Origin of the sequence: Neobacillus bataviensis LMG 21833 (genome assembly GCF_000307875.1) — a bacterium.
Classification (GTDB): Bacteria; Bacillota; Bacilli; order Bacillales; family Cytobacillaceae; genus Neobacillus; species Neobacillus bataviensis.
The window spans coordinates 1-22,545 of record NZ_AJLS01000134.1 but is presented as its reverse complement, the minus strand read 5'-3'; the positions used below and the strand labels follow the sequence as shown (position 1 = coordinate 22,545).

Annotated in this window: 27 protein-coding genes; 8 read left to right on the top strand and 19 right to left on the bottom strand. The window is 39.1% G+C overall.

The window, feature by feature from the left end; all coding sequences use genetic code 11:
* Positions 1–113 precede the first annotated feature (113 nt).
* Both fabF and BABA_RS20195 read right to left on the bottom strand, forming a co-directional pair.
* Positions 114–1,352 (bottom strand): beta-ketoacyl-ACP synthase II, encoded by a 1,239-nt coding sequence (fabF, locus tag BABA_RS20200; RefSeq protein WP_007087101.1) that lies wholly within the window; start codon positions 1,350–1,352, stop codon positions 114–116.
* 101 nt (positions 1,353–1,453) lie between these two features.
* Complete coding sequence (locus BABA_RS20195; RefSeq protein WP_007087100.1) at positions 1,454–2,386, bottom strand: beta-ketoacyl-ACP synthase III; 933 nt, start codon at positions 2,384–2,386, stop codon at positions 1,454–1,456.
* Between the two features lie 206 nt (positions 2,387–2,592).
* Between BABA_RS20195 and BABA_RS20190 the strand changes: the two genes are divergently transcribed.
* On the top strand, positions 2,593–2,895 hold the full coding sequence (locus BABA_RS20190; RefSeq protein ID WP_007087099.1) for a hypothetical protein: 303 nt from the start codon (positions 2,593–2,595) through the stop codon (positions 2,893–2,895).
* Positions 2,896–2,925: 30 nt separating this feature from the next.
* Here BABA_RS20190 and BABA_RS20185 read toward each other — a convergent pair whose 3' ends face one another.
* The 4 genes from BABA_RS20185 to BABA_RS20170 form a co-directional block, all read right to left on the bottom strand.
* A complete protein-coding gene (locus tag BABA_RS20185) occupies positions 2,926–3,120 on the bottom strand; it encodes a ComZ family protein (protein ID WP_007087098.1) in 195 nt (64 codons plus the stop codon).
* 18 nt (positions 3,121–3,138) lie between these two features.
* Positions 3,139–4,086, bottom strand: a complete 948-nt coding sequence (locus BABA_RS20180; RefSeq protein WP_007087097.1) for a BMP family ABC transporter substrate-binding protein — start codon at positions 4,084–4,086, stop codon at positions 3,139–3,141.
* Between the two features lie 193 nt (positions 4,087–4,279).
* Positions 4,280–5,116 carry a hypothetical protein gene (locus BABA_RS20175; protein ID WP_007087096.1) on the bottom strand — a complete coding sequence of 279 codons (837 nt, stop codon included), beginning with the start codon at positions 5,114–5,116 and terminating at the stop codon, positions 4,280–4,282.
* An 81-nt stretch (positions 5,117–5,197) separates the two neighbouring features.
* Positions 5,198–5,920: an alpha/beta fold hydrolase gene (locus BABA_RS20170; RefSeq protein WP_007087095.1), complete on the bottom strand. Its 723-nt coding sequence runs from the start codon at positions 5,918–5,920 to the stop codon at positions 5,198–5,200.
* A 185-nt stretch (positions 5,921–6,105) separates the two neighbouring features.
* Here BABA_RS20170 and BABA_RS20165 point away from each other — a divergent pair, with 185 nt between their 5' ends.
* A complete protein-coding gene (locus tag BABA_RS20165) occupies positions 6,106–6,291 on the top strand; it encodes a YjzD family protein (RefSeq protein ID WP_007087094.1) in 186 nt (61 codons plus the stop codon).
* 47 nt (positions 6,292–6,338) lie between these two features.
* Here BABA_RS20165 and clpB read toward each other — a convergent pair whose 3' ends face one another.
* Complete coding sequence (gene clpB / locus BABA_RS20160; RefSeq protein WP_007087093.1) at positions 6,339–8,933, bottom strand: ATP-dependent chaperone ClpB; 2,595 nt, start codon at positions 8,931–8,933, stop codon at positions 6,339–6,341.
* Positions 8,934–9,054: 121 nt separating this feature from the next.
* The gene (locus tag BABA_RS20155; RefSeq protein WP_007087092.1) at positions 9,055–9,234 is read right to left on the bottom strand and encodes a YjzC family protein; all 180 of its coding nucleotides are present in this window, start codon (positions 9,232–9,234) and stop codon (positions 9,055–9,057) included.
* 307 nt (positions 9,235–9,541) lie between these two features.
* On the opposite strand from BABA_RS20155, the gene BABA_RS20150 reads away from it, so the two are divergent.
* Positions 9,542–10,234 carry a Crp/Fnr family transcriptional regulator gene (locus tag BABA_RS20150; RefSeq protein WP_007087091.1) on the top strand — a complete coding sequence of 231 codons (693 nt, stop codon included), beginning with the start codon at positions 9,542–9,544 and terminating at the stop codon, positions 10,232–10,234.
* Positions 10,235–10,272: 38 nt separating this feature from the next.
* Here BABA_RS20150 and BABA_RS20145 read toward each other — a convergent pair whose 3' ends face one another.
* From BABA_RS20145 to BABA_RS20135, 3 genes are all read right to left on the bottom strand, one after another.
* The gene (locus tag BABA_RS20145) at positions 10,273–11,001 is read right to left on the bottom strand and encodes a YwiC-like family protein (RefSeq protein ID WP_007087090.1); all 729 of its coding nucleotides are present in this window, start codon (positions 10,999–11,001) and stop codon (positions 10,273–10,275) included.
* 119 nt (positions 11,002–11,120) lie between these two features.
* Positions 11,121–11,669, bottom strand: a complete 549-nt coding sequence (mobB, locus tag BABA_RS20140) for a molybdopterin-guanine dinucleotide biosynthesis protein B (RefSeq protein WP_007087089.1) — start codon at positions 11,667–11,669, stop codon at positions 11,121–11,123.
* The gene (locus tag BABA_RS20135; RefSeq protein WP_007087088.1) at positions 11,657–12,922 is read right to left on the bottom strand and encodes a molybdopterin molybdotransferase MoeA; all 1,266 of its coding nucleotides are present in this window, start codon (positions 12,920–12,922) and stop codon (positions 11,657–11,659) included. Before BABA_RS20135 ends, mobB begins: the two co-directional genes overlap by 13 nt.
* 233 nt (positions 12,923–13,155) lie before the next feature.
* On the opposite strand from BABA_RS20135, the gene ric reads away from it, so the two are divergent.
* Positions 13,156–13,854 (top strand): iron-sulfur cluster repair di-iron protein, encoded by a 699-nt coding sequence (gene ric / locus BABA_RS20130; protein WP_007087087.1) that lies wholly within the window; start codon positions 13,156–13,158, stop codon positions 13,852–13,854.
* 67 nt (positions 13,855–13,921) lie between these two features.
* Here ric and moaA read toward each other — a convergent pair whose 3' ends face one another.
* Positions 13,922–14,938, bottom strand: coding sequence for a GTP 3',8-cyclase MoaA (moaA, locus tag BABA_RS20125; RefSeq protein WP_007087086.1), 1,017 nt, complete (start codon positions 14,936–14,938; stop codon positions 13,922–13,924).
* Positions 14,939–15,296: 358 nt separating this feature from the next.
* Between moaA and BABA_RS20120 the strand changes: the two genes are divergently transcribed.
* Entirely contained in the window at positions 15,297–15,995 is a 699-nt protein-coding gene (locus tag BABA_RS20120) for a Crp/Fnr family transcriptional regulator (RefSeq protein WP_007087085.1), read from the top strand.
* A gap of 49 nt (positions 15,996–16,044) precedes the next feature.
* Here BABA_RS20120 and BABA_RS20115 read toward each other — a convergent pair whose 3' ends face one another.
* Both BABA_RS20115 and BABA_RS20110 read right to left on the bottom strand, forming a co-directional pair.
* Positions 16,045–17,172: a TIGR04053 family radical SAM/SPASM domain-containing protein gene (locus tag BABA_RS20115; protein WP_007087084.1), complete on the bottom strand. Its 1,128-nt coding sequence runs from the start codon at positions 17,170–17,172 to the stop codon at positions 16,045–16,047.
* Positions 17,173–17,319: 147 nt separating this feature from the next.
* Positions 17,320–18,180 carry a DegV family protein gene (locus BABA_RS20110; protein WP_007087083.1) on the bottom strand — a complete coding sequence of 287 codons (861 nt, stop codon included), beginning with the start codon at positions 18,178–18,180 and terminating at the stop codon, positions 17,320–17,322.
* 86 nt (positions 18,181–18,266) lie between these two features.
* On the opposite strand from BABA_RS20110, the gene BABA_RS20105 reads away from it, so the two are divergent.
* Positions 18,267–19,109, top strand: a complete 843-nt coding sequence (locus BABA_RS20105; protein WP_007087082.1) for a YitT family protein — start codon at positions 18,267–18,269, stop codon at positions 19,107–19,109.
* 51 nt (positions 19,110–19,160) lie between these two features.
* On the opposite strand, the gene BABA_RS20100 is transcribed toward BABA_RS20105, so the two are convergent.
* From BABA_RS20100 to BABA_RS20095, 3 genes are all read right to left on the bottom strand, one after another.
* On the bottom strand, positions 19,161–19,346 hold the full coding sequence (locus BABA_RS20100) for a DUF3813 domain-containing protein (RefSeq protein ID WP_007087081.1): 186 nt from the start codon (positions 19,344–19,346) through the stop codon (positions 19,161–19,163).
* Position 19,347: 1 nt separating this feature from the next.
* Complete coding sequence (locus BABA_RS27745) at positions 19,348–19,500, bottom strand: hypothetical protein (protein ID WP_007087080.1); 153 nt, start codon at positions 19,498–19,500, stop codon at positions 19,348–19,350.
* A gap of 112 nt (positions 19,501–19,612) precedes the next feature.
* Positions 19,613–20,428, bottom strand: a complete 816-nt coding sequence (locus BABA_RS20095; protein ID WP_007087079.1) for a Cof-type HAD-IIB family hydrolase — start codon at positions 20,426–20,428, stop codon at positions 19,613–19,615.
* A gap of 279 nt (positions 20,429–20,707) precedes the next feature.
* On the opposite strand from BABA_RS20095, the gene BABA_RS20090 reads away from it, so the two are divergent.
* Positions 20,708–21,016: a metal-sulfur cluster assembly factor gene (locus BABA_RS20090; protein ID WP_007087078.1), complete on the top strand. Its 309-nt coding sequence runs from the start codon at positions 20,708–20,710 to the stop codon at positions 21,014–21,016.
* A gap of 15 nt (positions 21,017–21,031) precedes the next feature.
* On the top strand, positions 21,032–21,370 hold the full coding sequence (locus tag BABA_RS20085; RefSeq protein ID WP_007087077.1) for a DsrE family protein: 339 nt from the start codon (positions 21,032–21,034) through the stop codon (positions 21,368–21,370).
* 36 nt (positions 21,371–21,406) lie between these two features.
* Here the strand turns inward: BABA_RS20085 and BABA_RS26750 are convergent, their stop codons facing one another.
* On the bottom strand, positions 21,407–21,538 hold the full coding sequence (locus BABA_RS26750; protein ID WP_007087076.1) for a DUF3941 domain-containing protein: 132 nt from the start codon (positions 21,536–21,538) through the stop codon (positions 21,407–21,409).
* Between the two features lie 64 nt (positions 21,539–21,602).
* On the bottom strand, positions 21,603–22,463 hold the full coding sequence (locus BABA_RS20080) for a CvfB family protein (protein WP_007087075.1): 861 nt from the start codon (positions 22,461–22,463) through the stop codon (positions 21,603–21,605).
* Positions 22,464–22,545 lie beyond the last annotated feature (82 nt).

Sequence of the window (22,545 nt, the reverse complement as noted above, 5' to 3'; positions counted from 1 at the left end):
ACATTCTGTCTAAATTTCATCTTTTTCATAAATAGGTACTTCTACAAACCCATCAAAAATTCCTTTTCACTGAAAAAAAACGACCAGACAGATGTCTGGCCGTTACTAAGTTCTTATTCATACTTTTTGAACACGATTGTTGCGTTGTGACCACCGAAGCCGAGCGAGTTACTCATGGCTGCCTTAATTTCTTGCGAACGTGCTGTATTTACTACATAGTCTAAGTCACAATCTTCATCTGGTGTTTCATAATTAATGGTTGGCGGCAGCATGCTGTCTTTTATCGCCAGTACGGTGAAAATAGCTTCAACACCGCCAGCAGCGCCAAGAAGATGACCGGTCATCGATTTCGTTGAGCTCATGGCAAGTTTATATGCATGCTCACCAAATACCTCTTTAACAGCAAGTGTTTCAAACTTATCGTTATATTCGGTACTTGTTCCGTGGGCATTTACATAATCAATCTCATCAGGCTTTAATCCGGCATCGTTTATAGCCATTTTCATTGCCCGCGCTCCACCTTCGCCGCCTGGTGCCGGTGCTGTAATATGATAGGCATCACCGGTTGCTCCGTAGCCAACGATTTCTGCATAAATTTTTGCCCCGCGTGCTAACGCATGCTCTAATTCTTCTAAAATAACGATTCCTGCACCCTCGCCAATGACAAAACCATCACGGTTTTTATCAAAAGGTCTGCTAGCAGTTTTCGGGTCAGGATTTGTGGAAAGTGCTGTATTGGCACAGAAGCCGGCAACAGACATTCTTGTAATTGGTGCTTCTGCACCGCCGGTTACCATTACATCGGCATCACCGCGCTGAATGACTTTAAAGGCATCGCCAATGGAGTTCGTTCCCGTTGCACATGCCGTTACGGTACAGGAATTAAATCCTCTTGCGCCCAGCGTAATTGAAACCTGTCCTGTTGCCATATCAGGAATAAGCATTGGAACAAAGAATGGACTAACTCGTTTGTACCCTCTCTTTTGAAAGATTTCAAATTGCTGTTCAAATGTTTCCATTCCGCCAATTCCAGAACCAATCCATACTCCAACACGTGGAGAATTTTCTTCCGTAATCGTTAAATCTGCATCCTTTACAGCCATTACCGCGCTTGCAACTGCAAATTGTGTAAACCGATCCATCTTCCGAGCATCTTTTCTATCCATGAATGCTTCAGGATTAAAATCTTTTACTTCAGCAGCTACCTTCGCAGGATACTCATCGGCATTTACTCTTGTCAGCGGTCCAACGCCCGACTTGCCTTCTAGGATCCCTTTCCATGTTGTTTCCGCATCAAGACCTAACGGTGTTACCGCTCCAATGCCTGTCACTACCACCCTACGCTTTTCCATTTGTACATCTCCTTTTCTACACTAACTTTTTCCTTTTATCTATAAAAATCATTTAACTTCGATAACTATTCAGCGCAAGCAGCCAAGGCGCTTCCGCTTTTCTATTTCCCCCAACGCATGGCAATAGCGCCCCATGTTAAACCGCCGCCAAAGCCAACCATTACGATCAGGTCATCATCTTTAATTTTCCCTGCTTCCAACTCTTCGACTAATGAAATTGGGATTGATGCTGATGAGGTATTGCCGTATTTATTAACTGTTTTAGACATTTTTTCTTCCGGAAGCTCTAATCTTTGTCTGGATGCCTCCATAATGCGAATATTTGCTTGATGAGGGATCAGAAAATCGACATCCTCTTTCGTTAAACCGGCCTTCTCCAACACATGAACACAGCTTTCCCCCATTTGCCGTACCGCAAACTTGAAAACCTCACGTCCATTCATAATGATATACTCGTCTTGGTAAAGGTGTTTCGCACCCGTGCCGTCTGCACCTAGTTCAAAGGAAAGAATACCACGGTTTTCTGAAACCGGACCAATGATGGCAGCTCCTGCGGCATCTCCAAATAATACAGCAGTATTTCTATCATTCCAGTCAGTAATTTTAGAAAGCTTTTCTACACCAACTACAAGTACATATTTATAGTCTTCCGACTCAATAAATTGTTTAGCAGTAATAATTCCATACATAAAGCCAGCGCAAGCCGCACTAACATCCATCGCAGCAGCCTTTTTTGCCCCTAATCTTTCTTGAATCCTGCAGGCAACAGATGGAAACGGTGAATCTGGAGTAACTGTAGCAACTAAAATTAAATCAATCTCTTCCGCAGTAATTCCTGCATCCTGAATCGCTTTTTGAGCGGCAGCAAACGCCATGTCTGAAGTATTTACATCGTCAGCAGCTATTCTCCGTTCTTCAATTCCTGTTCGAGTTCGGATCCATTCATCAGTGGTATCCATTATTTTTTCTAAATCCTGATTGGTGACAATTTTTTCAGGTAAATACCTGCCCATTCCGACAATACCCGCTCTCATAAGTCCCATCTCCTTTTAATTGGCTAGCTATCCTCTTATATTACAGGAATTAATATCAATTATTATGACTTGGTACTAATTTTAACAAATAAAACCTACATTAAGCAACTGTTTCTTACTATCTATACTCCGCTAATGTACTTTCCTTTTATTCGTTTAGTCATATTCTATTTTAAGTATACTTTCTAAAATGGAGGGTCTAAACAATGGAAAATATTGTGCAAGAGGAGAAAGAGGAGAAAAGCTCGGTTTTCTCGGAAACAAGGGCGGAGTCCCAGGAGTATACCGAGCAAGACCGATTCACTAGTTTTATGTTTGGTTCTAGGAGAGAACTTCATCAACGGAACCATCCCCATCATCAACACCAAGAACCCGAGCAAAACCAATCTACTATCAATTATGAGGAACTAATGATGAATATTGATACCCTATATGAATCCGTCCGGGGACTAAAGCCGTTATTCGATAAAATATATCCAGTCATCGAACAATTTTGGAAAAAGAAATAAGCTGCCACTTTTGATGGGCAGCTTATTTCTTCATTCGTTTTCAGCAAGGGCATCTGCTCTGCCAAGTTCATAGGCTTCTTGCATAACGTTTGTAAATAGATCCATAAATGGCTGAATTAACTCCATTGATAATTCAACTCCGGCTTGATCTAATTGATCTTTCGCTTCCGGTAAGTATTTCATCGCTATCTGCATAAATTGTAATGTCTTATCTTGATTAATCATATGTACTCCTTTAAAAATTTATTTGGGCAGTTTTCCTGTTTTCTTATATTGATTGATTTGTTTGTTCATATTTTCAATGAAATCTTTAGGGACCAATGGACTAAACTTCCCGAGAGAAATTACATTATCCTGAAAATCAAAAGAAAGATTACCCGATTTTAGCTTGCCATCGTTGTATTGTGCTGCTACTTTTTCATATAATGTGTCCACCTGCTGTAGTGTGCTTGTTAATACAGTTGATTCACCTAAGTCTGATTGGTCAGAAACATAGCCAATGACATATGAACCTTTTTCCTTCACTTGCTCAATAACAGGTACATTAAACCCATCACCGGCCGGATAAACCACATCAACACCGTTTTCTAACATTTGATGAGCCAATTGAGTGGCCCTTGTGCTATCATCCCAATTACCAACGTATTCTATACTGACAGATGTTTTTTTATTCTCAGCTAATGCACCTTGATAAAAGCCTTCAATTTCCGGCTGCCATTCATATGCGGCTAAAACTCCTACTTTATTTGTTTTAGACATATGGGCAGCAATCATTCCGCCAAAAAAACCCATCGCGTGTGCTTTAAAGTTAAGACTTGTTGTGTTGGAGGTCTTTGCATCACCATTGAAACTGACGAAATGTATTTTGGGATGATTTTTAGAAATATTGTTAAAGTATTCTGCATACTCCGACCCATGACCAAAGATCAGATTAACCCCTTTTTGCTCAAATTCCTCTACTGCACGTTCAACAACGGCTTGTGAATTCATTCCTTCTTTATAAAATACATCCACATTAAATTTTGACTGTATTTTTAACATTCCTTTATAGCCTTTTGTTCCCCATACTTGGTCATTAATTGTTTCTGGAACTAACAAGCCCACCTTCTGTAATTTGCCAGGCGTTTTTGTTTCCCCGCAAGCCCCAAGTAAAAGAAGACATAAAAGCATGATCCCGAAACGGTTAAACATTTCATGCAACTCCTTTAAACGGCTGACACTCCAATACATGTCCTTTTCTGTTTCTGGGAGCAAATATTGAACCTATAAAAGAAAAGAAGACGTTCATTTTCCTTATATTTTAACCCTTGATTCGGGAAATGAAAAGACAATTTTCCTATACTTCTACATACTATAATCCAATTCGACATAAAATAACACTTTTCTACAATTCCTTGGAATACAAAAGTTGTACAAGTTCCATTTGTTTTGAGATGGAATCTTCAAATGGTGTTACTTTTTCTACAGATATGACATCAATTTGATGATCAACTGGCAATGGTTCATTGCGGTTCGCTCGAATTAATTCACCATCTATTTGAAGATAATCGGCACACACTTCCCAATAATTCTTCTCCCCACTTTCTATTATGAAATTCCCTTGGTGACCGGTTTCTATTGTTTTTATGAGTGTCCTTGTTACATCCTCAACAAATAAAACATCACCTGTCCATTCTCTTTCATCCATTATGATTTCTTGCTTTATCCATTTCGAAAGAATCGCCTTTTGATATAGATAAGATGATGGTTGCCACGGCCCGTAAACGGCTGGTAAATAAACCATCTGGATGTTTGTGCAGCATCCTTTAACCCGTTCTATAAATGCTTCGATTGACTTTTCTTGCTTCACTCTGAGCATTTGGATGGGAAGAATGATCACTATACTCGCATTGTTTTTATATTCCTCCATAAATTGGATAATCGGCTTTATGACCTTTTCCTTTTGTAAAATTGTTTCTTTGTTTAGCATATATAAATCATAGATTGAAAATAGGAAAGTTGTTGGAATCACGACTTCTTCTCGTAGTGATTTCCACTCGGTTAAGGATCGTTCCACAAAATTAGCATTTCTCCCCACCTCAAGTCGTTTTTCTTCAAAAAACGGGCTATTTTCAAGGGCATCAATGTGAATCCCTGTCACCTCTACACCCTTATTCAAAAGGGTTTTGCATGTATGAAAACTAACAAATTCATATATTCCAAAAATAATAACCTTGTCCATTTAAAATTCCTCCCCAAACCTGCTTTATTGAATCCTATGCAATTCATTCATGAAATATTTCTTTTTGGGGAGGAAGATAGCTTAAAGTACTGTTTCATGACTGGTCAAAAACTTTATGAATATTTTACCGAGCTGTGGTTTTTTTTCTGGAAGAATGTAAGTAGGATTAATTACTGGAGACTTGATAATTTGTTGGTATAGTTTTGATTGCGTATATGACTTTCCACCGGCTAGTACGTGAATAATCTTTACTGGACAGTTGAACTCGAGATGAACAATATCTTCCATGCTAAAAACGGTACTTTCCATCTGCGCCTGCTCCATGTTGTGGGCATTAGTTAATTCCCTCATTAATTTTTTATAAAAAAATTTGTGTTCCTTTTCCTGTTCAAGGTGGTACTTTAAGGACAGGATTGGGTTGAGTAAGATCATCGACCTTATGCTGCCCTTCATTTTTTCCAATAACCTGACTGCAACAAGTGCCCCCATACCTTCGGCCAAAATATGAATCTTATGATTAAGGATTTCGCTCCTTATCACATGGTGATATAATCTTTGAGCATGCTCGACAGCACTTTCACTACCCCAGTTTCGCCCATAAAGATTTGAGGAAAAAATGGTGTACCCTGCATCCTTTAGTTCATTGACTATGGCCAGCTTTCCTTCGTTTTGTGTCCAAAAGCATTTGCTCTCATCTACAAAATGCCGTTCATCACCGATGATTAAGATCCCAAATCCGGTTGGCTTTTCGGGGTAATGAATGATATTCCATTGGGCATCCATTTGAAAATTGCGATTTTCCATCGATAAATCTCCTTTTACATATTTCCTCAACATATTGTATGCCATTTCACAAAAGATGAAAGGGAGTTTGCCCATATTTCAGACTTTACACAAAAAGTTAAATCAGAAATTCATTTTCTCTATATTTTTTTATTATCGTATGGTACTATTATAACTAATGTAAAATAGGGTAGAGGTGAAAAATAGTGCGATTCTTTTGGACTTTTTTCTGGTCTTTTCTTTTAGTGCAAATGCTTACATATGTCGTTAGTTCGATGACTCCAGGTGCAAAATTTGAATTTATGCCAGGTGTTGTTGTTTCTTTGGGAGTAACTGTTTTAATTTACATTGCTGCTGCTGTGATTCCTAATGAGCCTGTTGAGCAACACTAAAAAATAGGGGAAAAGGTCTTCCATATCTATGGATGACCTTTTTTTATTTAATGTACGTTTAATACTACTTCCCCATCTTCTATCATGATATCTACTGTCGATTGGTCATAGACGCGACCGGCTATGATTTCACGTGCTAGCTTTGTTTCAATATTCCGTTGGATATACCTTTTTAGTGGCCTTGCCCCATAAATAGGATCAAATCCATTAACGGCAATAAACTCCTTCGCATCCTCACTAATAGAGATATTGATTTGCTGCTGTTTAAGCCTATTTTCCAGTTCCTTCATCATTTTCACAACAATATTTTTTATTTCTGCTAATGACAATGATTTAAAAAGGATGATCTCATCAATTCGATTTAAAAATTCCGGCCGGAAATGGGTTCGCAATTGACTCATTACTTTTTCTCTTGTTCCATCTGAAATTTCAATTTCATTTTCACTTCGTTCAAGTAAGAAGTGTGAGCCAATATTGGAAGTCATAATAATAACGGTGTTTTTAAAATCTACTACCCGCCCTTGTGAATCAGTGATTCGCCCATCATCGAGTGCTTGTAAGAGAATATTAAATACCTCGGGATGTGCCTTTTCAACTTCATCCATTAAAATAACCGAATATGGCCTTCTCCTTACTGCCTCCGTCAGCTGCCCACCTTCTTCATAACCGACATAACCTGGAGGCGCACCAATTAGACGTGAAACTGAATGCTTTTCCATATATTCCGACATATCTATCCGGATAATCTGTTCCTCACTGTCAAATAAAGACTCGGCCAATGCCTTTGCCAGCTCTGTTTTCCCTACACCTGTCGGCCCTAAAAATAAAAATGATCCGATTGGCCGGTTTGGATCTTTTATTCCTGCACGTGCCCGAAGAACAGCATCCGCAACTAAGTTAACGGCTTCATTTTGCCCAATAACCCTCTCGTGCAATATGGATTCCAATTTCAGTAGTTTTTCTCTTTCACCTTCAACAAGTTTAGAAAGAGGAATCCCCGTCCATCTTGAGACGATATTTGAAATTTCCTCACCTGTTACTTCTTCCCGAAGTAAACGGTCATCCTTGGCTGCTCCACTCTCTAATTCCTTTAGTTCCTTTTCTGTCAATGGAATTTGCCCATGGCGAAGTTCCGCAGCCCGGTTTAAATCATATTTATCTTCTGCCTGCTGAAGCTCCCGGCGGAGCTTTTCAAGCTGCTCTCTTTTATCCTGCACCTTCTGGATGCTTTGTTTCTCTTGGAGCCATTTCGCCTTCATGGTATTTGCCTGTTCTTTTAGGTCTGCAAGTTCTTTTACGAGCACCCCAAGCCTTAATTTGCTTCCCTCATCACTTTCTTTTCGTAATGCTGCCTCCTCAATTTCAAGCTGCATGACCCTCCGTGTCACTTCATCCAGTTCAGTTGGCATGGAATCAATTTCGGTGCGAATCATCGCACATGCTTCATCGACAAGGTCAATCGCTTTATCAGGCAAAAAACGGTCAGTAATATAGCGATCTGATAGCGTTGCTGCGGCCACAAGGGCATGATCATGAATTTTCACCCCGTGGTGCACTTCGAAGCGTTCCTTTAATCCTCTTAATATGGAAATCGTATCTTCTATATTCGGCTCTTGGACAAGCACCTGTTGAAACCTGCGCTCAAGGGCTGGATCCTTTTCAATATATTTTCTATGTTCATCAAGTGTCGTGGCACCGATACAATGAAGCTCTCCGCGTGCAAGCATCGGCTTTAACATATTGCCGGCATCCATCGCCCCTTCGGTTTTTCCTGCGCCAACGATTGTATGAATTTCATCAATGAATAGCAAAATTTGCCCTTCACTTTTCTTAATTTCGTTTAAAACGGCCTTCAATCTTTCTTCAAATTCGCCTCTAAATTTTGCCCCAGCGATTAAGGAGCTCATGTCCAGGGAAAAAATCGTTTTATCCTTAAGGCCTTCCGGGACATCCTTTCTGACAATCCTTTGTGCCAAACCCTCGACAATCGCCGTTTTTCCTACCCCCGGTTCACCGATTAACACTGGATTATTCTTTGTTTTTCTTGATAAAATCCGAATCACATTCCGGATCTCAGTATCCCTGCCGATAACTGGATCCATTTTCCCTGCTTTTACTTCGGCAACGAGGTCTCTGCCGTATTTTTTAAGAGCATCATATCCTGCTTCGGGATTTTGTGATGTCACTCTTTGGTTCCCCCTTATTTCTTTTATTGCTTTTAAAATAGTTTCCGGTGTTTTACCAAATGCCTGGATAATTTTTTTAATTGCTGAATCATTCGCATAGGCTGCCGCTAATAAAAAATGCTCAACCGATATATATTCATCAGCAAATTTTGAGGCAAACTCCTCCGCGCTAACCAATAATTTTTGCAGCTTTGCCGTAATATAGAGTTTTCCCTGTTCAACCCCGCTACCGGTAACCTGAGGTTTTTTGGCTAATGAATCCAAAAGATTTTTCTTTACCTTTTCTGAGGGCATCCCTGCCTTTTCAAAAATGGCGGCAATGAGACTATCCTCTTGATCCATTAGCGTTAAAAATAAATGTGGTTCATCAATTTCCTGATGATTTTCTCGAATAGCCAGGGTCTCGGCATCCATAATTCCTTTTTGTAACCGCTCCGTCATTCGGTTTAAGTCCACTTTTCTCACTCCTTTTTGACCATTATTGACCTATTTAATTTAATTATAAATCAAATGCTAAATAGAAGTAAAATTTGGACAAGGAAAAAGCCATCCGAATTGGATGACTTCTTTGAACCTCTTACGGCTTTCGCTGATACGTCCAAACTCGGTTATGATTGGATGTCTCGGGGAACGCATCTCCTGCTTTAAGCTTTATTTGTTTAGGATGGAGTACATTATCTCCGGTTTCACCAATTTCAATATATATACCATTATTCGGAGCCTTTTTTCCTGATTTAAACTGACGATTTTGTCCCACTTTCTTCCCTCCTTTATCTACATCTTTATTGTTTCCATTTTGGTTTTGTCCATAATAGGAAGTTCTTTCAAATTCAAACAGATATCGACATTATTTCCTAAGAAATAAGAAAAGCGGAGGGTGCCTGAAGCTAGACAATTCCCAAAGTAATACTTGATGAGTTTTTGACGATTGTATGAACTTATTCTACATTTATTGCTAATTATTCTTTGTTAACAATATAATTATAGTAATATCTTGCAATTCCGACCTTGACTGGCATTTATTTTTTCAAAAAACATTCGTACCTGTAAAGGTGGTTAGTAGTATGCAGTCAGTAAAAGAAATGCCCGTAACGTTGTCCCATCTCTTTGATACGGTTCATCATATAAAAAGAATCGAAAAAGGATCTTTTCTCTTTCAAGAAGGATCGCGAGCCGATGAATTGTATATCGTGCAAAGTGGGATTCTACAAATTAGTAAGATTATTCCAGATGGAAGAGAACTTACGTTAAGAATGTGCTCCAAAGGTGACTTTGTTGGCGAATTAAACTTATTCTCCCCCTCTTCTCGTTATTTATTAAGCGCTCGTGTCATTGAAAGTGGAGAAGTGGCTGTCATCATGAAAGATACTCTAGAGGAAAAACTTTCACAAAATCTTCCTCTATCCTTTGAATTCATAAAATGGATGAGTCTGCAATACCGGAAAACACAAACCAAGTTTCGTGATTTAGTTCTCCACGGAAAAAAAGGTGCTTTGTACTCAACCTTAATTCGAATCAGTAATAGTTATGGAGTTAAAACGAATAGAGGAATTTTGATTGAATTACCTTTGACAAATCAAGAACTGGCCAATTTCTGCGGCACCTCACGTGAAGTCGTCAATCGACTGCTTAGCGATTTAAGAAAAGCTGGGATCATTTCCAGCGATAAAGGATCGATTACTATCCATGACCTAGATTATTTAAAACGGGAGATCGATTGCGAGGAATGTCCGATTGAAATTTGTAAAGTTGACTAAGAAGAGAAATAAAAAAATCGGTCATTTCGACCGATTTTTTATTTTAGCAAACTTATTTGAATCGCAATGAGAATAAAGAAAATCGCCGAATTAATAATTTCGTAAATCCCAATTTGTTTTGGAGATAACTTTTTCCCGTAAAAGAAAATGGCTCGAAGTAAACTCGGAATATAAGCAATAGCAACAATCCAAAGGCCACAGGCAATCCATGCTATCACTAGCAGTAAGTGGTAAATCCATGAGATCCATTTGAATGTTATATTTTTCTTTTCCCTAATCATCGATTTAACGTAAAAAGTACAGCCAATAAAAAACAGCACGGATGTTAAAAAGGGAAAGATGATCATTTCAAGCCCAATAACGCCCTGCCCTAAATAACTGCTTGCTAAGCCAGCGATCGAAAAGGCAAAAATCGCACTTATATCATTCATAAATGCACGGTCTTGATTTCTTGACGTGTAATAAGCATTTATCATAAAGAACGGAATCATCAGAAGGCCAAAGAAAACGATCGAAGGCCTTTCTATGAGGGGTATTAGTAAGAGAAATAAGGCCGGTATCATATAAATGAGCGTCCATTTTGTATAAAAAGGAATCTTTTTCTTTTTAAATAAAAGGAGCATCGGATAAGTTCCCAAATACAATAAGAGCCAGCCTAGAAAAAACGGAATATGCTGCCACAAAAATCCTCCATCCATCACACCCAGCCAAAAAGGGACGATCAACATTGCCCAAGCACCATGTTGTTTCGGTAAAAATAACTTCATCTCTTTCACTCCTTAATCCTGCTTACCATTACTATAAGATAGCAACTAGAAAAAAAAAGTGAAGAGTATCACATACTCATGAAAACAGAAGGCTTTCGCCTTCTGTTTTCAACAATTTGTCACTCTTTTTCATCCATTTTAGGAACAAGTTTCTCTATGAATTCAACAGCCCAGCCAATGGCTGCTTCATCAGATATGTGAAAGGACGGCACATCCAATTTAGAGTAAATGAGAACGTTCATCTCCTCCTTCCAATACACCACAGCTTGAACATTGTTCACCTGGTCTACTAAGGGTAAATCCTGTTTGTCGCTTATCAATAAAAGCTTTGGATAACCTTCCCACTTATACCCTTCCACTAAAATGACATCTGGATGAAAAAATTGCATCAATTCTATTTGTTCATTAAGACCATATTCACACTGCTCAGCATGTAGAATCAATCTGCCACCGCCCTCAACTAGGGATGCAACCGCACCTGCTGACAGATGTTTTGTTGAATCCTTTTGTCCGGCCACATCCGGCCTGCCGCCATGTCCGTGATGTTTAATAGTCACTGTTTTTAAGCCTTGGATGGTCAGTGTTTCAATCAGTTTGGATGTAATCGTTGTTTTGCCGCTGTTTTGATAACCCACCACCTGAAAAATAACCGGTCTTACCAAGGCCACTCACTGCCAACCTGGTCCTCAAGTAATAGAACATCTACATCGTCACCCGCTGAAAAACCTCTTGTGCCGCCGGGAAGAATCATCAATGAATTGGCACCTGCTAGGCTCATTATGATGTTTGATTTATCCAGACCGCTTGGCGTTGCTTTTAGCCTGCCATCCTCGATAAACGTAGAGCTGCGGACAAACCTTGTAAATGGATTGGCTTTCGGAAAGTCCACTTCTAGTACTGCCTTTTCTTTCCTTAAATGTGGCTTTTTCGAAAAAAGCTGCCTTCTGATAATTGGTCTCGCGAACAATTCAAAGCCTACATAGCATGCAGAAGGATTACCGGAAAGACCAAAGAGGATTTTCCCTTTGTATCCTGCAACTGTCGTCACACTTCCAGGGCGCATCGCCACTTTATTAAAGAAAACCTCTGCACCCAGCTTTTTATAAATAGCTGGCAGGTAATCAAAATCGCCAACGGATACTCCTCCGGTAGTAATTAATAAATCCACTTTGGTTAATGCGTCTTTTACCGCATCAAAGCATGTGTCGAACTCATCCGGGAGTTTTCCAAAGTATTGAACAATGCCGCCAACTCTTTCAATTTGTGCAGCAATCATATGAGAATTACTGTTGCGAATTTTCCCCGGAACTAACGACTCATCCACCTCTAATAGCTCTGTTCCGGTCGCAAATAACCCGACAACCGGTTTTTTTGCAACTGGAACATCCTTATAGCCAAAAGTCGCCAGCATGGCTTGAATGCCCGGATTAATCAATGTACCTTTTTTTACTAACACTTCACCTTCTTTTGCGTCTTCCCCTGCAAAGGAAACATTGTCACCTTTGTTAAAACTTCGTTTAATCGACATATACGGCGATTCATTTTTCTCGTAGTCTTTTGCGACTTCAAACATGACGACCGCATCTGTTCCCTCTGGCATCATCGCCCCTGTCATAATACGGACAGCTTGATTTTGCCCGACAACCTTTGGTGAAACCATTCCGGCTCCAAGATGGTCAATCACTTCAAATTCGACCGAGTTGGACTGCGATGCCTCTCGTGTATCAATCGATCTGACGGCAAAGCCATCATATGGTGCCCGATCAAAGTGTGGCACATCGCTGGTTGCCATTAAATCCTCTGATAAAAAGCGGCCAAAACTTTCATTTATCGAAACATATTCCGTTAAACCTTGTAATTGATATTCCATAATTTTTTGCACTGCTTCCCCAATCGGAATCGGTTTTCTTCTTTCTATCAATTTCATTCAGCTCCTGCCTTAAAACATTCAATTTTATACTATGTATAAATAGTAATCGACTACTATTCATTATAAGCCTATAAAAACCTTGCAAACATATCAAATGTCACAAACTGAAGGAAAAAATAAAAAATCATAGCGGATGTGTGATGTAGGTCACCTAATTAAGATTCATTTTCAATTATGATGGAGTCAGAAGTTAATTAACATGAAAATTCTAGGAGGCAAATACCATGACTTTCACTATTACCGAAAATTCATTAGTTAAAGATATTGTGAACGAATTACCAAAAACAAGTGACGTATTCAAAAAGAACCGCATCGATTTCTGCTGTGGCGGAAACATTCCGTTATCCCTTGCAGTTGCTCAAAACGGCCTTATTATGGATAATCTTTTAGATGAATTAAAAGTTGTTTTTGAAAAATATGAAAACACTGAGAAAGATGTTGAAGTTTGGACTGATTCAGATTCAAACACCATCATCGATCATGTCATTTCAAATTATCATCGTGTATCGGAAGAAGAGCTAATGAATCTTAGCCCATATGTTACGAAGGTATCACGTGTACATGGTGACAACCATCCAGAACTATTAAAAGTGAATGAACTGTTTTATGAGTTCAAAAAAGAATTAATTGAGCATATGGAAAAAGAGGAAGCCATCGTATTCCCGTTAATTAAACAGCTTGCCGATGGTACAGTTGAAAATCGTGAAGAAGCCATTAATATGATAGTCGAGCTTGAAAAAGAACACGACCATGCGGGAGAAATTTTACGACAAATCCGTGAAGTAACATCAGACTTTGAACTTCCATTAGATGCTTGTGGTACGTACCGTTTAGTTTATGCACGCTTGGAAGCATTAGAAGGATTAACCTTCATGCATGTTCATCTTGAAAACAATATATTATTCCCTCGTTATATCGCATAATAATCAGTAGCCCGCTAATCACAAGCGGGCTTTTTTGCGCACATAAAAACCCCTCTCGCGAGAGGGGTTAGCCGCCAATATAGGACATTTCAATCTTTTTACGTGTTTTGTGTGTCTCGGCAGTTCTTTCATCTGAATATCTGTCATCACGGCCATTCCAAATGGCTGTAATCCGCTCAGCAATTTGCTCATCGGTTGCCCCATTTCTCATGAAGTTCCGGATATCGTGGCCATTGCCATTAAATAAACAGGTAAAAATCTGGCCATTTGCCGACAGGCGTGAACGCGTGCAGCTTGAGCAGAAAGATTCAGAAACAGATGTAATAAACCCAACATTCACGTCAGCATCTTTATAACGATAGAGCTTTGCCACTTCCCCATAATAAGCCGGGTCAACCGGTTCCATTTCGAAATGCTCTTTTAATAAATGATAGATCTGTTTTTTAGTAACGACATCATCCATCTTCCAGCCGTTTGTTGCGCCAACATCCATGAACTCGATATACCGGAGCTCTAAACCTTGCTTTTTACAGTATTCAGCCATTGGGATGATTTCTGTATCATTTAACCCTTTTTTGACAACCATGTTGATTTTAACCCCAAGGCCTGCTTGTTTAGCTGCTTCAATGCCTTCCAATACAGGTCCAGTGCCTACCCCGCGACCGTTAATTTGACCAAACAATTCATCATTTAACGTATCAAGGCTGACATTTACTCTTTTAAGGCCCGCTGCTTTTAACTCACTGGCTACTTTCGGAAGAAGGACACCGTTTGTTGTTAAGCCGATGTCACTTAAACCTTCAATTGCAGAAAGTTTTTTGACAAGAATCGGCATATCCTTACGCATGAGTGGCTCACCGCCGGTTAAGCGGATTTTTTCTACACCCAAACTGACAAATATTTTTCCTAAACGTTCAATCTCTTCATAGGTTAACAAGGCACTTCTAGGTAGAAATTCAAAATCCGGGCCGAATTGATCAGCGGGCATACAGTATTGACAGCGGAAATTACAGCGATCAATGACAGAAATTCTTAAATCGCGTAACGGTCTATTTAATTTATCTTTAATAATGGTTTTTTCCATTCGTCTCAACTCCATTATTTTCAAAGAAGCTTTTATATAACTTAGTGTAACAAGAACTAACTTAAAATGCTGTTACTTTATTCACTATTAAAATCCTTTTTACTATTATTCTTATCTTAACAGATGATTGTAAATGATTAAACGATTGATTTTGGAAATCATTATCCACTATTTCTTTTCTCTACAATCAATTTATACTACATGGGTTAGCTTATTTTTTCAAAATCCATCGAAGTTTTCACTATATTGTCATTGTTTACTGGATTTTATCGACTAATCATGAGATAAAATGTTACTAACGAACTTAATTCAAATGAAAATAGATTAGTATAGAAAAATCAGTACGAGGTGATTTAGGATGACAGCAACAATGAAGCCAACTCATTCCATTGAGATAAAAGAATTACTTACATTTGCAGACCGGAAATTTAAAAGTGAACGAGGAAGTTTCCTGTTTCAGGAAGGAATGATAGCAGAAGAGCTTTTCATTATTATTTCTGGCAAGATTCAAATCAGTAAAATTACTTCTGACGGCCGTGAACTTTCGCTCCGAATTTGCAGTGCCAATGATATTTGCGGTGAGTTAACACTTTTCACTGACAATCCACGATATCTCTTAAGCGCTAAGGTGCTAGAAGAAGGAGAAATTGTTGCAATCAAAAAAGAAGTAATTGAAAGTGAAATTTTTCAAAATAGTAAGCTTGCCTTCGAGTTCATGAAATGGATGAGTGATCATTTTCGCAAAACGCAGACTAAATTTCGCGACCTTGTCTTAAATGGAAAACGGGGTGCCTTATTTTCTACACTTATACGGATGTCTAACAGCTATGGAATCCCCAAAGCGGGCGAAATCTTAATTGACCTGCCCTTAACCAACCAGGAACTGGCAAATTTCTGCGGTACCTCCCGAGAAAGTACCAATCGGATCCTTAGTGAGTTAAAGCGCGATAAGATTATTTCCATTAAAAAAGGGAAAATCACAATATTAGACTTACAATATTTAAAAGATGAAATTGGCTGTGAAAATTGCTCAGCTGTTTATTGTAATATAGAATAACATCATTATTGACAAGGCTGTCTCAATTAATTGAGGCAGCCTTGTTTTTCTAGTTTTGTGCTTGTTTCTCTCTTAATGATTTAGGAATATATACACAGAATGGTTCGCTCTCAAGATAATCACCTGTCATTGCATAGGCTCTTGATCTTGAACCGCCGCAAACATAACGGAATTCACAGACACCACATTTACCCTTGAATTCGTCAGGATTTCTTAATGCCTTAAAGATTGGCGATTCCCGGTAGATCTCCGCTAATGGTGTTTCACGGACATTCCCCGCTTTAACTGGCAGCAGTCCGCTTGGGTAAACATCACCAATATGAGAAATAAACACAAAGCCATTTCCGTCATTCACACCTTTAGGGGCGCGTCCAAGTCCATCAATGGAACCTGTTAACCCTTTTTCCGTTAAGGCACTTAAATAATCAATTTCATCTGTCTGTGACTTTGCTTCACGCATTTTTTGCTGAATGACAACCCGACGGTAATGCATCGCTTCAGTTGTCTTAATATCGAATGACACCTGCTTGCTTAGGTCGTACAGCCATCTGAGTACCCTTTCAGTTTCCACCGGTGAAATCATGTCAGTTACCTGGCCTCTTCCAGTTGGAACAAGGAAAAAGACACTCCACAGCACGCATTTTAATTCCCCAACCAGTTTAGCCATCTCTTCAAGATGTTCATAATTGTATCTAGAAACAACAGTATTAATTTGGATTGGCATTTCCAGTTCATGCAAATATTTAATTCTCTCCATTGTCAGGTCAAACGAACCTGCTGTACCGCGGAAATGGTCATGAATCTCGGCGGTTGGTCCATCAAGACTAAAAGCCCAGCGCGATAGGCCGACTTCCTTTGCTTTCTGCATTGCCTCCATCGTTACATTCGGTGTAGCGCTTGGCGTTATCGAAACCCTTACACCTTTTTCCACTGCATATTTAGCAATATCAAAAACATCTTCCCTCATAAGGGGATCGCCGCCTGTAAAGACAAGGATTGGGTTATTCATATCATGTATTTGATCAATTAGCTTTTTGCCTTCTTCAAATGATAATTCGCGAGGATCTCTTGCGTATTGTGCATCTGCACGACAATGCAGGCATTTTAATTGGCAAGCACGTGTCAGCTCCCAAATAACGATAAATGGATCTTTATTAAAGTCTCGGTTAAAAGACATATGAAACGCCTCCTAAAAACAGCTATTTCAAACGCAAACAGCTTTAATACTTTGTATTATAAACGTGTCTATGTTTGAAAAAAGTGAACTATCTCACAGACTAGGAGGCATATATGTCCGAATTGTGAAAGCTGTAAAAATAAAAATTTAGGATGGCAGCTGGTTTAAAAAGAAAATCGAAATGGTACCCGGCCCTGTATGTGCACCAACGGCTGAGCCAATCGAAGAGATATACACCTCTTTTGGATTAAATTCATCCTCGAACATCGCTTTAACCTCCAATGCCGTTTCGAGATTATCTGCGTGGCTAATCCCAATGACCTGCTCCTGCAAATTAGACCCTCGCTCGTGCATGATTTCGATAATCCGGCGATATACTTTCTTTTTTCCTCTGATTTTTTCAATGGGTACAAGTTTCCCATCTTCCATATTTAAAATCGGCTTAATATTTAATAATCCACCCAAAAACGCAGAAGCCTTCGAAACCCTGCCGCCTTTTGCCAAATAATCTAAATCGTCTACCGTAAAAATATGCTCCATATGCTGGCTTCTAAATAGGACATCTTCTAAAATCTTTTCTTTCGAAACATTATTTGCCGCGAGCTTTGCTGCTTCTTGAACAATCAGACCAAATCCAAGGGATGCACATTTCGTATCAACAATCGTTAAAGAAAAGTCTGGATATTTTTCCTTCACTTGGTCAAGAATCATAACAGCGGTTGAATATGTACCGGATAATGCGGAGGAAAAGGCTATGTAAATTCCTTCTTCATTCTTTTCCGCCATTTCCGTAAAAATTTCTTCAAACAAAAGCGGTGACACCTGAGATGTTTTTGGTACTACACCACTGCGGATAGCATCATAAACCGTTTTAGGATCAATGGTTTTAACATCTTCAAATTCTTGTCCTTTGATTTCAACTTTTAAAGGAAATAACGTAACGTGATTTTCTTCATAAAAACTTTTGGGTAAATCGCATGCGCTGTCAGCAAGTATTTTTACCGGCATGAAGCTCACCTCATTCATAACATATATTTTAGTTTCAGTTTATCGGTTTCAGCCTAAAAATACAATTTAAATTAGGGGGTATACTATTGATTTGGCTTCAGACGAAAAAAGCTTTTATTGTTGCAGTCGGTGCATTGTTAAATGCACTTGCCATGAACTTATTTCTAATTCCAGCAAATGTATATTCCAGCGGTTTTACCGGAATTGCCCAATTACTCTCGAAAGTCCTAAGTGATTATACACCCATTCATGTCTCAATGGGGTTCTTATTGCTTGTACTTAATATTCCGGTAGCGATTCTCGGATGGAAGAAGGTAGGTAAATCATTTACCATTTATAGTTTTTTGAGTGTGTTACTCTCCTCCTTGTTTCTAACATTAATTCCAATCCATAAATTTTCACATGATATCTTACTGAATGCGGTATTTGGCGGCGTCATTCAAGCAATTGGAGTTGGTATAACCTTAAAATGGGGAGCATCAACAGGCGGCGTCGATATCATTGCGATGGTTTTATCTAGACTGAAAGATAAACCAGTAGGGCCTTATATGTTCGTGTTAAACGGGATTATCGTTGTGACCGCCGGCTTCTTATTTGGATGGGAAAAAGCCCTTTATACACTCGTGGTCTTATATGCCTCTACGAGAGTGGTTGATGCGATCCATACAAGGCATGCCAAGCTGACAGCGATGATTATTACGAAAAAGGCGGAAGACTTGAAAAAAGCGATACATGGAACTCTTGTTAGAGGCATCACGATGATTCCTGCTAAAGGGGCATTTTCCAATGAAACAAGGGACATGCTGATGATTGTCATCACCCGCTATGAACTTTATGATTTAGAAAGAATCATTAAGGAAGTGGATCCCCATGCGTTTACGAACATCGTACAGACAACAGGGGTCTATGGATTTTTTCGAAGGGATTAGATAGAAAAGCGGAAGAGCCATATATGGGCACTTCCGCTTTTCTTTGTACAGCTATTGGATCTGATCAAGCTCTTGTTGCATTTGTTGGAGCTGGGCTTGTTCTGCAACTGTCGAGTTTGCAAATGCAGAACTTAGAGCGTTCTTTGCTTTTACAACTGCAGAATCAAGGTCATTAGGGTTAGCGGATTTCGCCATCTCCACAAATCTCCGTGCTTCCTGGAACAATTGGTTTCCCATGTTAAATTCCTCCAAGCGAGGATTCGTGCACATTGGCCATCTTCTGAGCTTCCGCTTCAGCGTAGGTCATGTGATAAGGAATACGTTCGGCATGCTTGTTAACAGTATCCTTTCCTTGCTGGACAAAGCGTTTTGATTTGTTTGATCTACCCATGCGAATCCCTCCAATATGCTAAAAAGCTCATATTGAAACAGCAACGCTGCCTCAGGAAATAGTATGCTCCAAATATGGGCGGTTCATTTAGGAAAAGCTTGGCTTAATGGGGTTAAAATTTAATATTTAACAAATCAGCCAAATATACCCCCACACCATCTTCTTCATTACTTAAGGTTACTTCATTAGCGATATTTTTTACTTGGTCAATCCCATTTCCCATGGCAATTCCATGACCGGCATATTCAAGCATCTCCAGATCATTGTCCTCATCACCAAAAGCAATAATTCTTTCAGCTGGGATCCCAAAGTAATCTGCTGCTTTTTTCAAGCCTACAGCTTTATTTAAGCCAACCTTAATGATTTCGATTACATGCCACGGGGCAGCCCAGCTTCGTTGGTCAATCACTTCCGCATGGATTTCAGATAGATGATCACGAATTTGTTTAAGCTGATCTTCTTCTGTATGAATTAACAAACTTGTAGGTGAATCGTTTAAAAAGTTTTGTAAATCGCCTGTAGTGATTTTGGGATTGCCAAAGCTAAAAATATCTAGAAGCTTTTCATCATGGTAATGGAAATAAATATCGTCCATCACTTCGGCAATAATATTGTGGAACTGAAAGCTTCTGCAGGCTTCTACAATGTCCTTTGCTACCTTAACATCAAGCGGTTCATGATAGAATCCCCAGCTTGAATCAAGCGGGTGATGCATAAAAGCCCCGTTAAAATTAACAATTGGTGTGTTCAGTTCTAACTCACGATAATACATTTCGCTTGAACGATAAGGCCTGCCGGTTGCAATCATGACAATATGACCCTCAGCTTTTGCTTTTTGAATGATTTCCTTATTTTTTTGAGAAATGGTTTTATCATCTTTTAATAATGTTCCATCTAAATCTAATGCGATTAAATGCTTTTCTGCCATATAAACTCCTTCTTATTTCAAATTTTCACTAGTGAATGCATTGCTTTAGAAAAAAATCAGATAACATGATACACTACTTGTAGGAATGATTAATATTATTTCTATATTTACTATGTTAACAATTTTATATCTATACTGTAAAAAAATTCACACCAATAGCGATAAAAAAGCTATATACTTTTATATGTTCAACAAAAGTGGATTTAATTACCGCCTTTTGGAAATTGTAATAAAAACATGCCCTGAAGTAAATAAAAATATGATAAGGAGTGAAACCATATGAATGAAGAATTAAAAGAAAATATTATGGGTGCTTTAGAGTTAGTTATCGACCCTGAGTTAGGTGTTGACATCGTCAATTTAGGCTTAGTATATGATGTTGAAATGGATGAAGAGGGGATGGCTACGGTTACGATGACGTTAACAGCTATGGGCTGCCCACTTGCCGGAACCATTGTCGACCAAGTGAAAAGAGCACTAACTGATATCCCTGAGATAAAGGAAACGGAAGTAAATATTGTTTGGAATCCGCCTTGGAATAAAGAAATGATGTCCCGTTATGCAAAAATTGCCTTAGGTATCCGTTAAGGAGATATAAAGCAAATGAAAAACAAAGTGATTTTAGTGAGCTCAAACCAACTTGGCAAGGGCGATCAACTACTCGGTGAGAGTATCCTTGAAACTTTTTTTACGATACTAAAGCAAAAGGAAGAGCTCCCAGCAGCCGTTTTTTGTATGAATAGTGGAGTGCTGACCATGACCGAGGATTCTCTTGTCTCAGTTCATTTAAAGGAATTAGAAGCAAAAGGTGTCGATATTTTAGCATGTAAGACATGTGCCGACCACTATGAAGTATCCGACAAATTAGAAGTTGGAAAAATTAGTGGAATGGGCGACTTTATTGATTTGGCAGCAAAATATGAGGTTTTAACGATTTCTTAAAGAGAAAGGAATGAGGTGCTTAGCACCTCATTCCTTTTATTTATGGTCTGTTTTCTTTGAATATTGGTTTTTCCCTGCCTGACGGTTTTTTTCACGCATCATATTCTTTTCGTGGTGAAGGGCATTATTGTCTTTTGCTTTTTTATCATTATCAGAAGTGTGCGGCATTTACATGCTCCTTTCAAAATTCCTTGCAACCTTAGTGTAAGCAATAAGAAAGTGAGTATGTAAGTTAGTTTTTTACATATGTCCAGCTGCCTTCTTGGTAGACCTTGCCCTCTTTCATCAGTTTCCCCAGTGCGCGTTTAAATGCCCCTTTGCTTAGGTCAAACCGTTCTTGTATATCTTCCGGCGCGCTTTTATCGCTATATGGCATGGCCCCGTTTCTACTCATTAAATATTCGTAAATTTTGGCTGCATCCAGATCTTGTGATTCCTCTTTTCTTGCAAGCAAAGAAACATTTATGGTTCCATCTTCCTTGACGTCAATAACCCGTCCTTCCACTTTTTCACCTAACCGGGGCTCGTTACCGCGTTGTGATTCATGAATAAAACCTTTAAAGCCTTCTATTGTGTAGACCCAGCTGCCTACCTTGGCTGTACGGTATATATGCCCTTGAACATTTTTATTAAAATCTTTCTCAGTTGCGTGGACTGAAATGGATTGAATCACTTGATCACTGGCTTGTTTCGCATAAATCAGATGATTGCGATTTACTCTTAAGGTAACATAGACCATATCACCGATGTTCGGCCAGACCGATTGATGGGCAGGAAGATCATCCGCCCCTAACAGAATATCTTTTGGCAGGCCAATATTCAAAAAGACGCCGATTTTTGGATTCGTATCTGTTACTTTTACCCAGGCGTATTCTCCAACTGAGATTTCCGGAATCGTCATCGAAGCCGAGATTCTCCCTTGTGAATCAACAAACAAAAAGACTTCGACTTCGTCCCCTTCTGCCAATTCCTGATGTGCTTGATTACTATGCAGTAAAACATCTTCAGTTCCATCTGATAAAAAATAGCCAAATTCCGCTTTCCGCGCAACAGTTAACGTGGTAGCTTGACCTATAAATTCGTTGAGTGACATATATAACTCCCCTTTTCTTTTTTCGGAGATTTTTCCTGTGAAATTACTGTCTAGCGCAAGCAGCCTAGGGGCTCGGGGTCAT

What these genes read in the sequence shown, in the direction of transcription:
- BABA_RS20100 (WP_007087081.1), bottom strand. Translation starts at nt 19,346, where the DNA reads ATGGGAAACCAATTGTTCCAGGAAGCACGGAGATTTGTGGAGATGGCG.
- ric (WP_007087087.1), top strand. Translation starts at nt 13,156, where the DNA reads ATGACTTTCACTATTACCGAAAATTCATTAGTTAAAGATATTGTGAAC.
- BABA_RS20115 (WP_007087084.1), bottom strand. Translation starts at nt 17,172, where the DNA reads ATGTCTTTTAACCGAGACTTTAATAAAGATCCATTTATCGTTATTTGG.
- fabF (WP_007087101.1), bottom strand. Translation starts at nt 1,352, where the DNA reads ATGGAAAAGCGTAGGGTGGTAGTGACAGGCATTGGAGCGGTAACACCG.
- BABA_RS20120 (WP_007087085.1), top strand. Translation starts at nt 15,297, where the DNA reads ATGACAGCAACAATGAAGCCAACTCATTCCATTGAGATAAAAGAATTA.
- BABA_RS20150 (WP_007087091.1), top strand. Translation starts at nt 9,542, where the DNA reads ATGCAGTCAGTAAAAGAAATGCCCGTAACGTTGTCCCATCTCTTTGAT.
- BABA_RS20145 (WP_007087090.1), bottom strand. Translation starts at nt 11,001, where the DNA reads ATGAAGTTATTTTTACCGAAACAACATGGTGCTTGGGCAATGTTGATC.
- BABA_RS20185 (WP_007087098.1), bottom strand. Translation starts at nt 3,120, where the DNA reads ATGATTAATCAAGATAAGACATTACAATTTATGCAGATAGCGATGAAA.
- BABA_RS20175 (WP_007087096.1), bottom strand. Translation starts at nt 5,116, where the DNA reads ATGGACAAGGTTATTATTTTTGGAATATATGAATTTGTTAGTTTTCAT.
- BABA_RS20195 (WP_007087100.1), bottom strand. Translation starts at nt 2,386, where the DNA reads ATGAGAGCGGGTATTGTCGGAATGGGCAGGTATTTACCTGAAAAAATT.
- BABA_RS20190 (WP_007087099.1), top strand. Translation starts at nt 2,593, where the DNA reads ATGGAAAATATTGTGCAAGAGGAGAAAGAGGAGAAAAGCTCGGTTTTC.
- moaA (WP_007087086.1), bottom strand. Translation starts at nt 14,938, where the DNA reads ATGGAAAAAACCATTATTAAAGATAAATTAAATAGACCGTTACGCGAT.
- BABA_RS20170 (WP_007087095.1), bottom strand. Translation starts at nt 5,920, where the DNA reads ATGGAAAATCGCAATTTTCAAATGGATGCCCAATGGAATATCATTCAT.
- BABA_RS20085 (WP_007087077.1), top strand. Translation starts at nt 21,032, where the DNA reads ATGAAAAACAAAGTGATTTTAGTGAGCTCAAACCAACTTGGCAAGGGC.
- BABA_RS20095 (WP_007087079.1), bottom strand. Translation starts at nt 20,428, where the DNA reads ATGGCAGAAAAGCATTTAATCGCATTAGATTTAGATGGAACATTATTA.
- BABA_RS27745 (WP_007087080.1), bottom strand. Translation starts at nt 19,500, where the DNA reads ATGGGTAGATCAAACAAATCAAAACGCTTTGTCCAGCAAGGAAAGGAT.
- BABA_RS20180 (WP_007087097.1), bottom strand. Translation starts at nt 4,086, where the DNA reads ATGTTTAACCGTTTCGGGATCATGCTTTTATGTCTTCTTTTACTTGGG.
- BABA_RS20090 (WP_007087078.1), top strand. Translation starts at nt 20,708, where the DNA reads ATGAATGAAGAATTAAAAGAAAATATTATGGGTGCTTTAGAGTTAGTT.
- BABA_RS20080 (WP_007087075.1), bottom strand. Translation starts at nt 22,463, where the DNA reads ATGTCACTCAACGAATTTATAGGTCAAGCTACCACGTTAACTGTTGCG.
- BABA_RS26750 (WP_007087076.1), bottom strand. Translation starts at nt 21,538, where the DNA reads ATGCCGCACACTTCTGATAATGATAAAAAAGCAAAAGACAATAATGCC.
- BABA_RS20110 (WP_007087083.1), bottom strand. Translation starts at nt 18,180, where the DNA reads ATGCCGGTAAAAATACTTGCTGACAGCGCATGCGATTTACCCAAAAGT.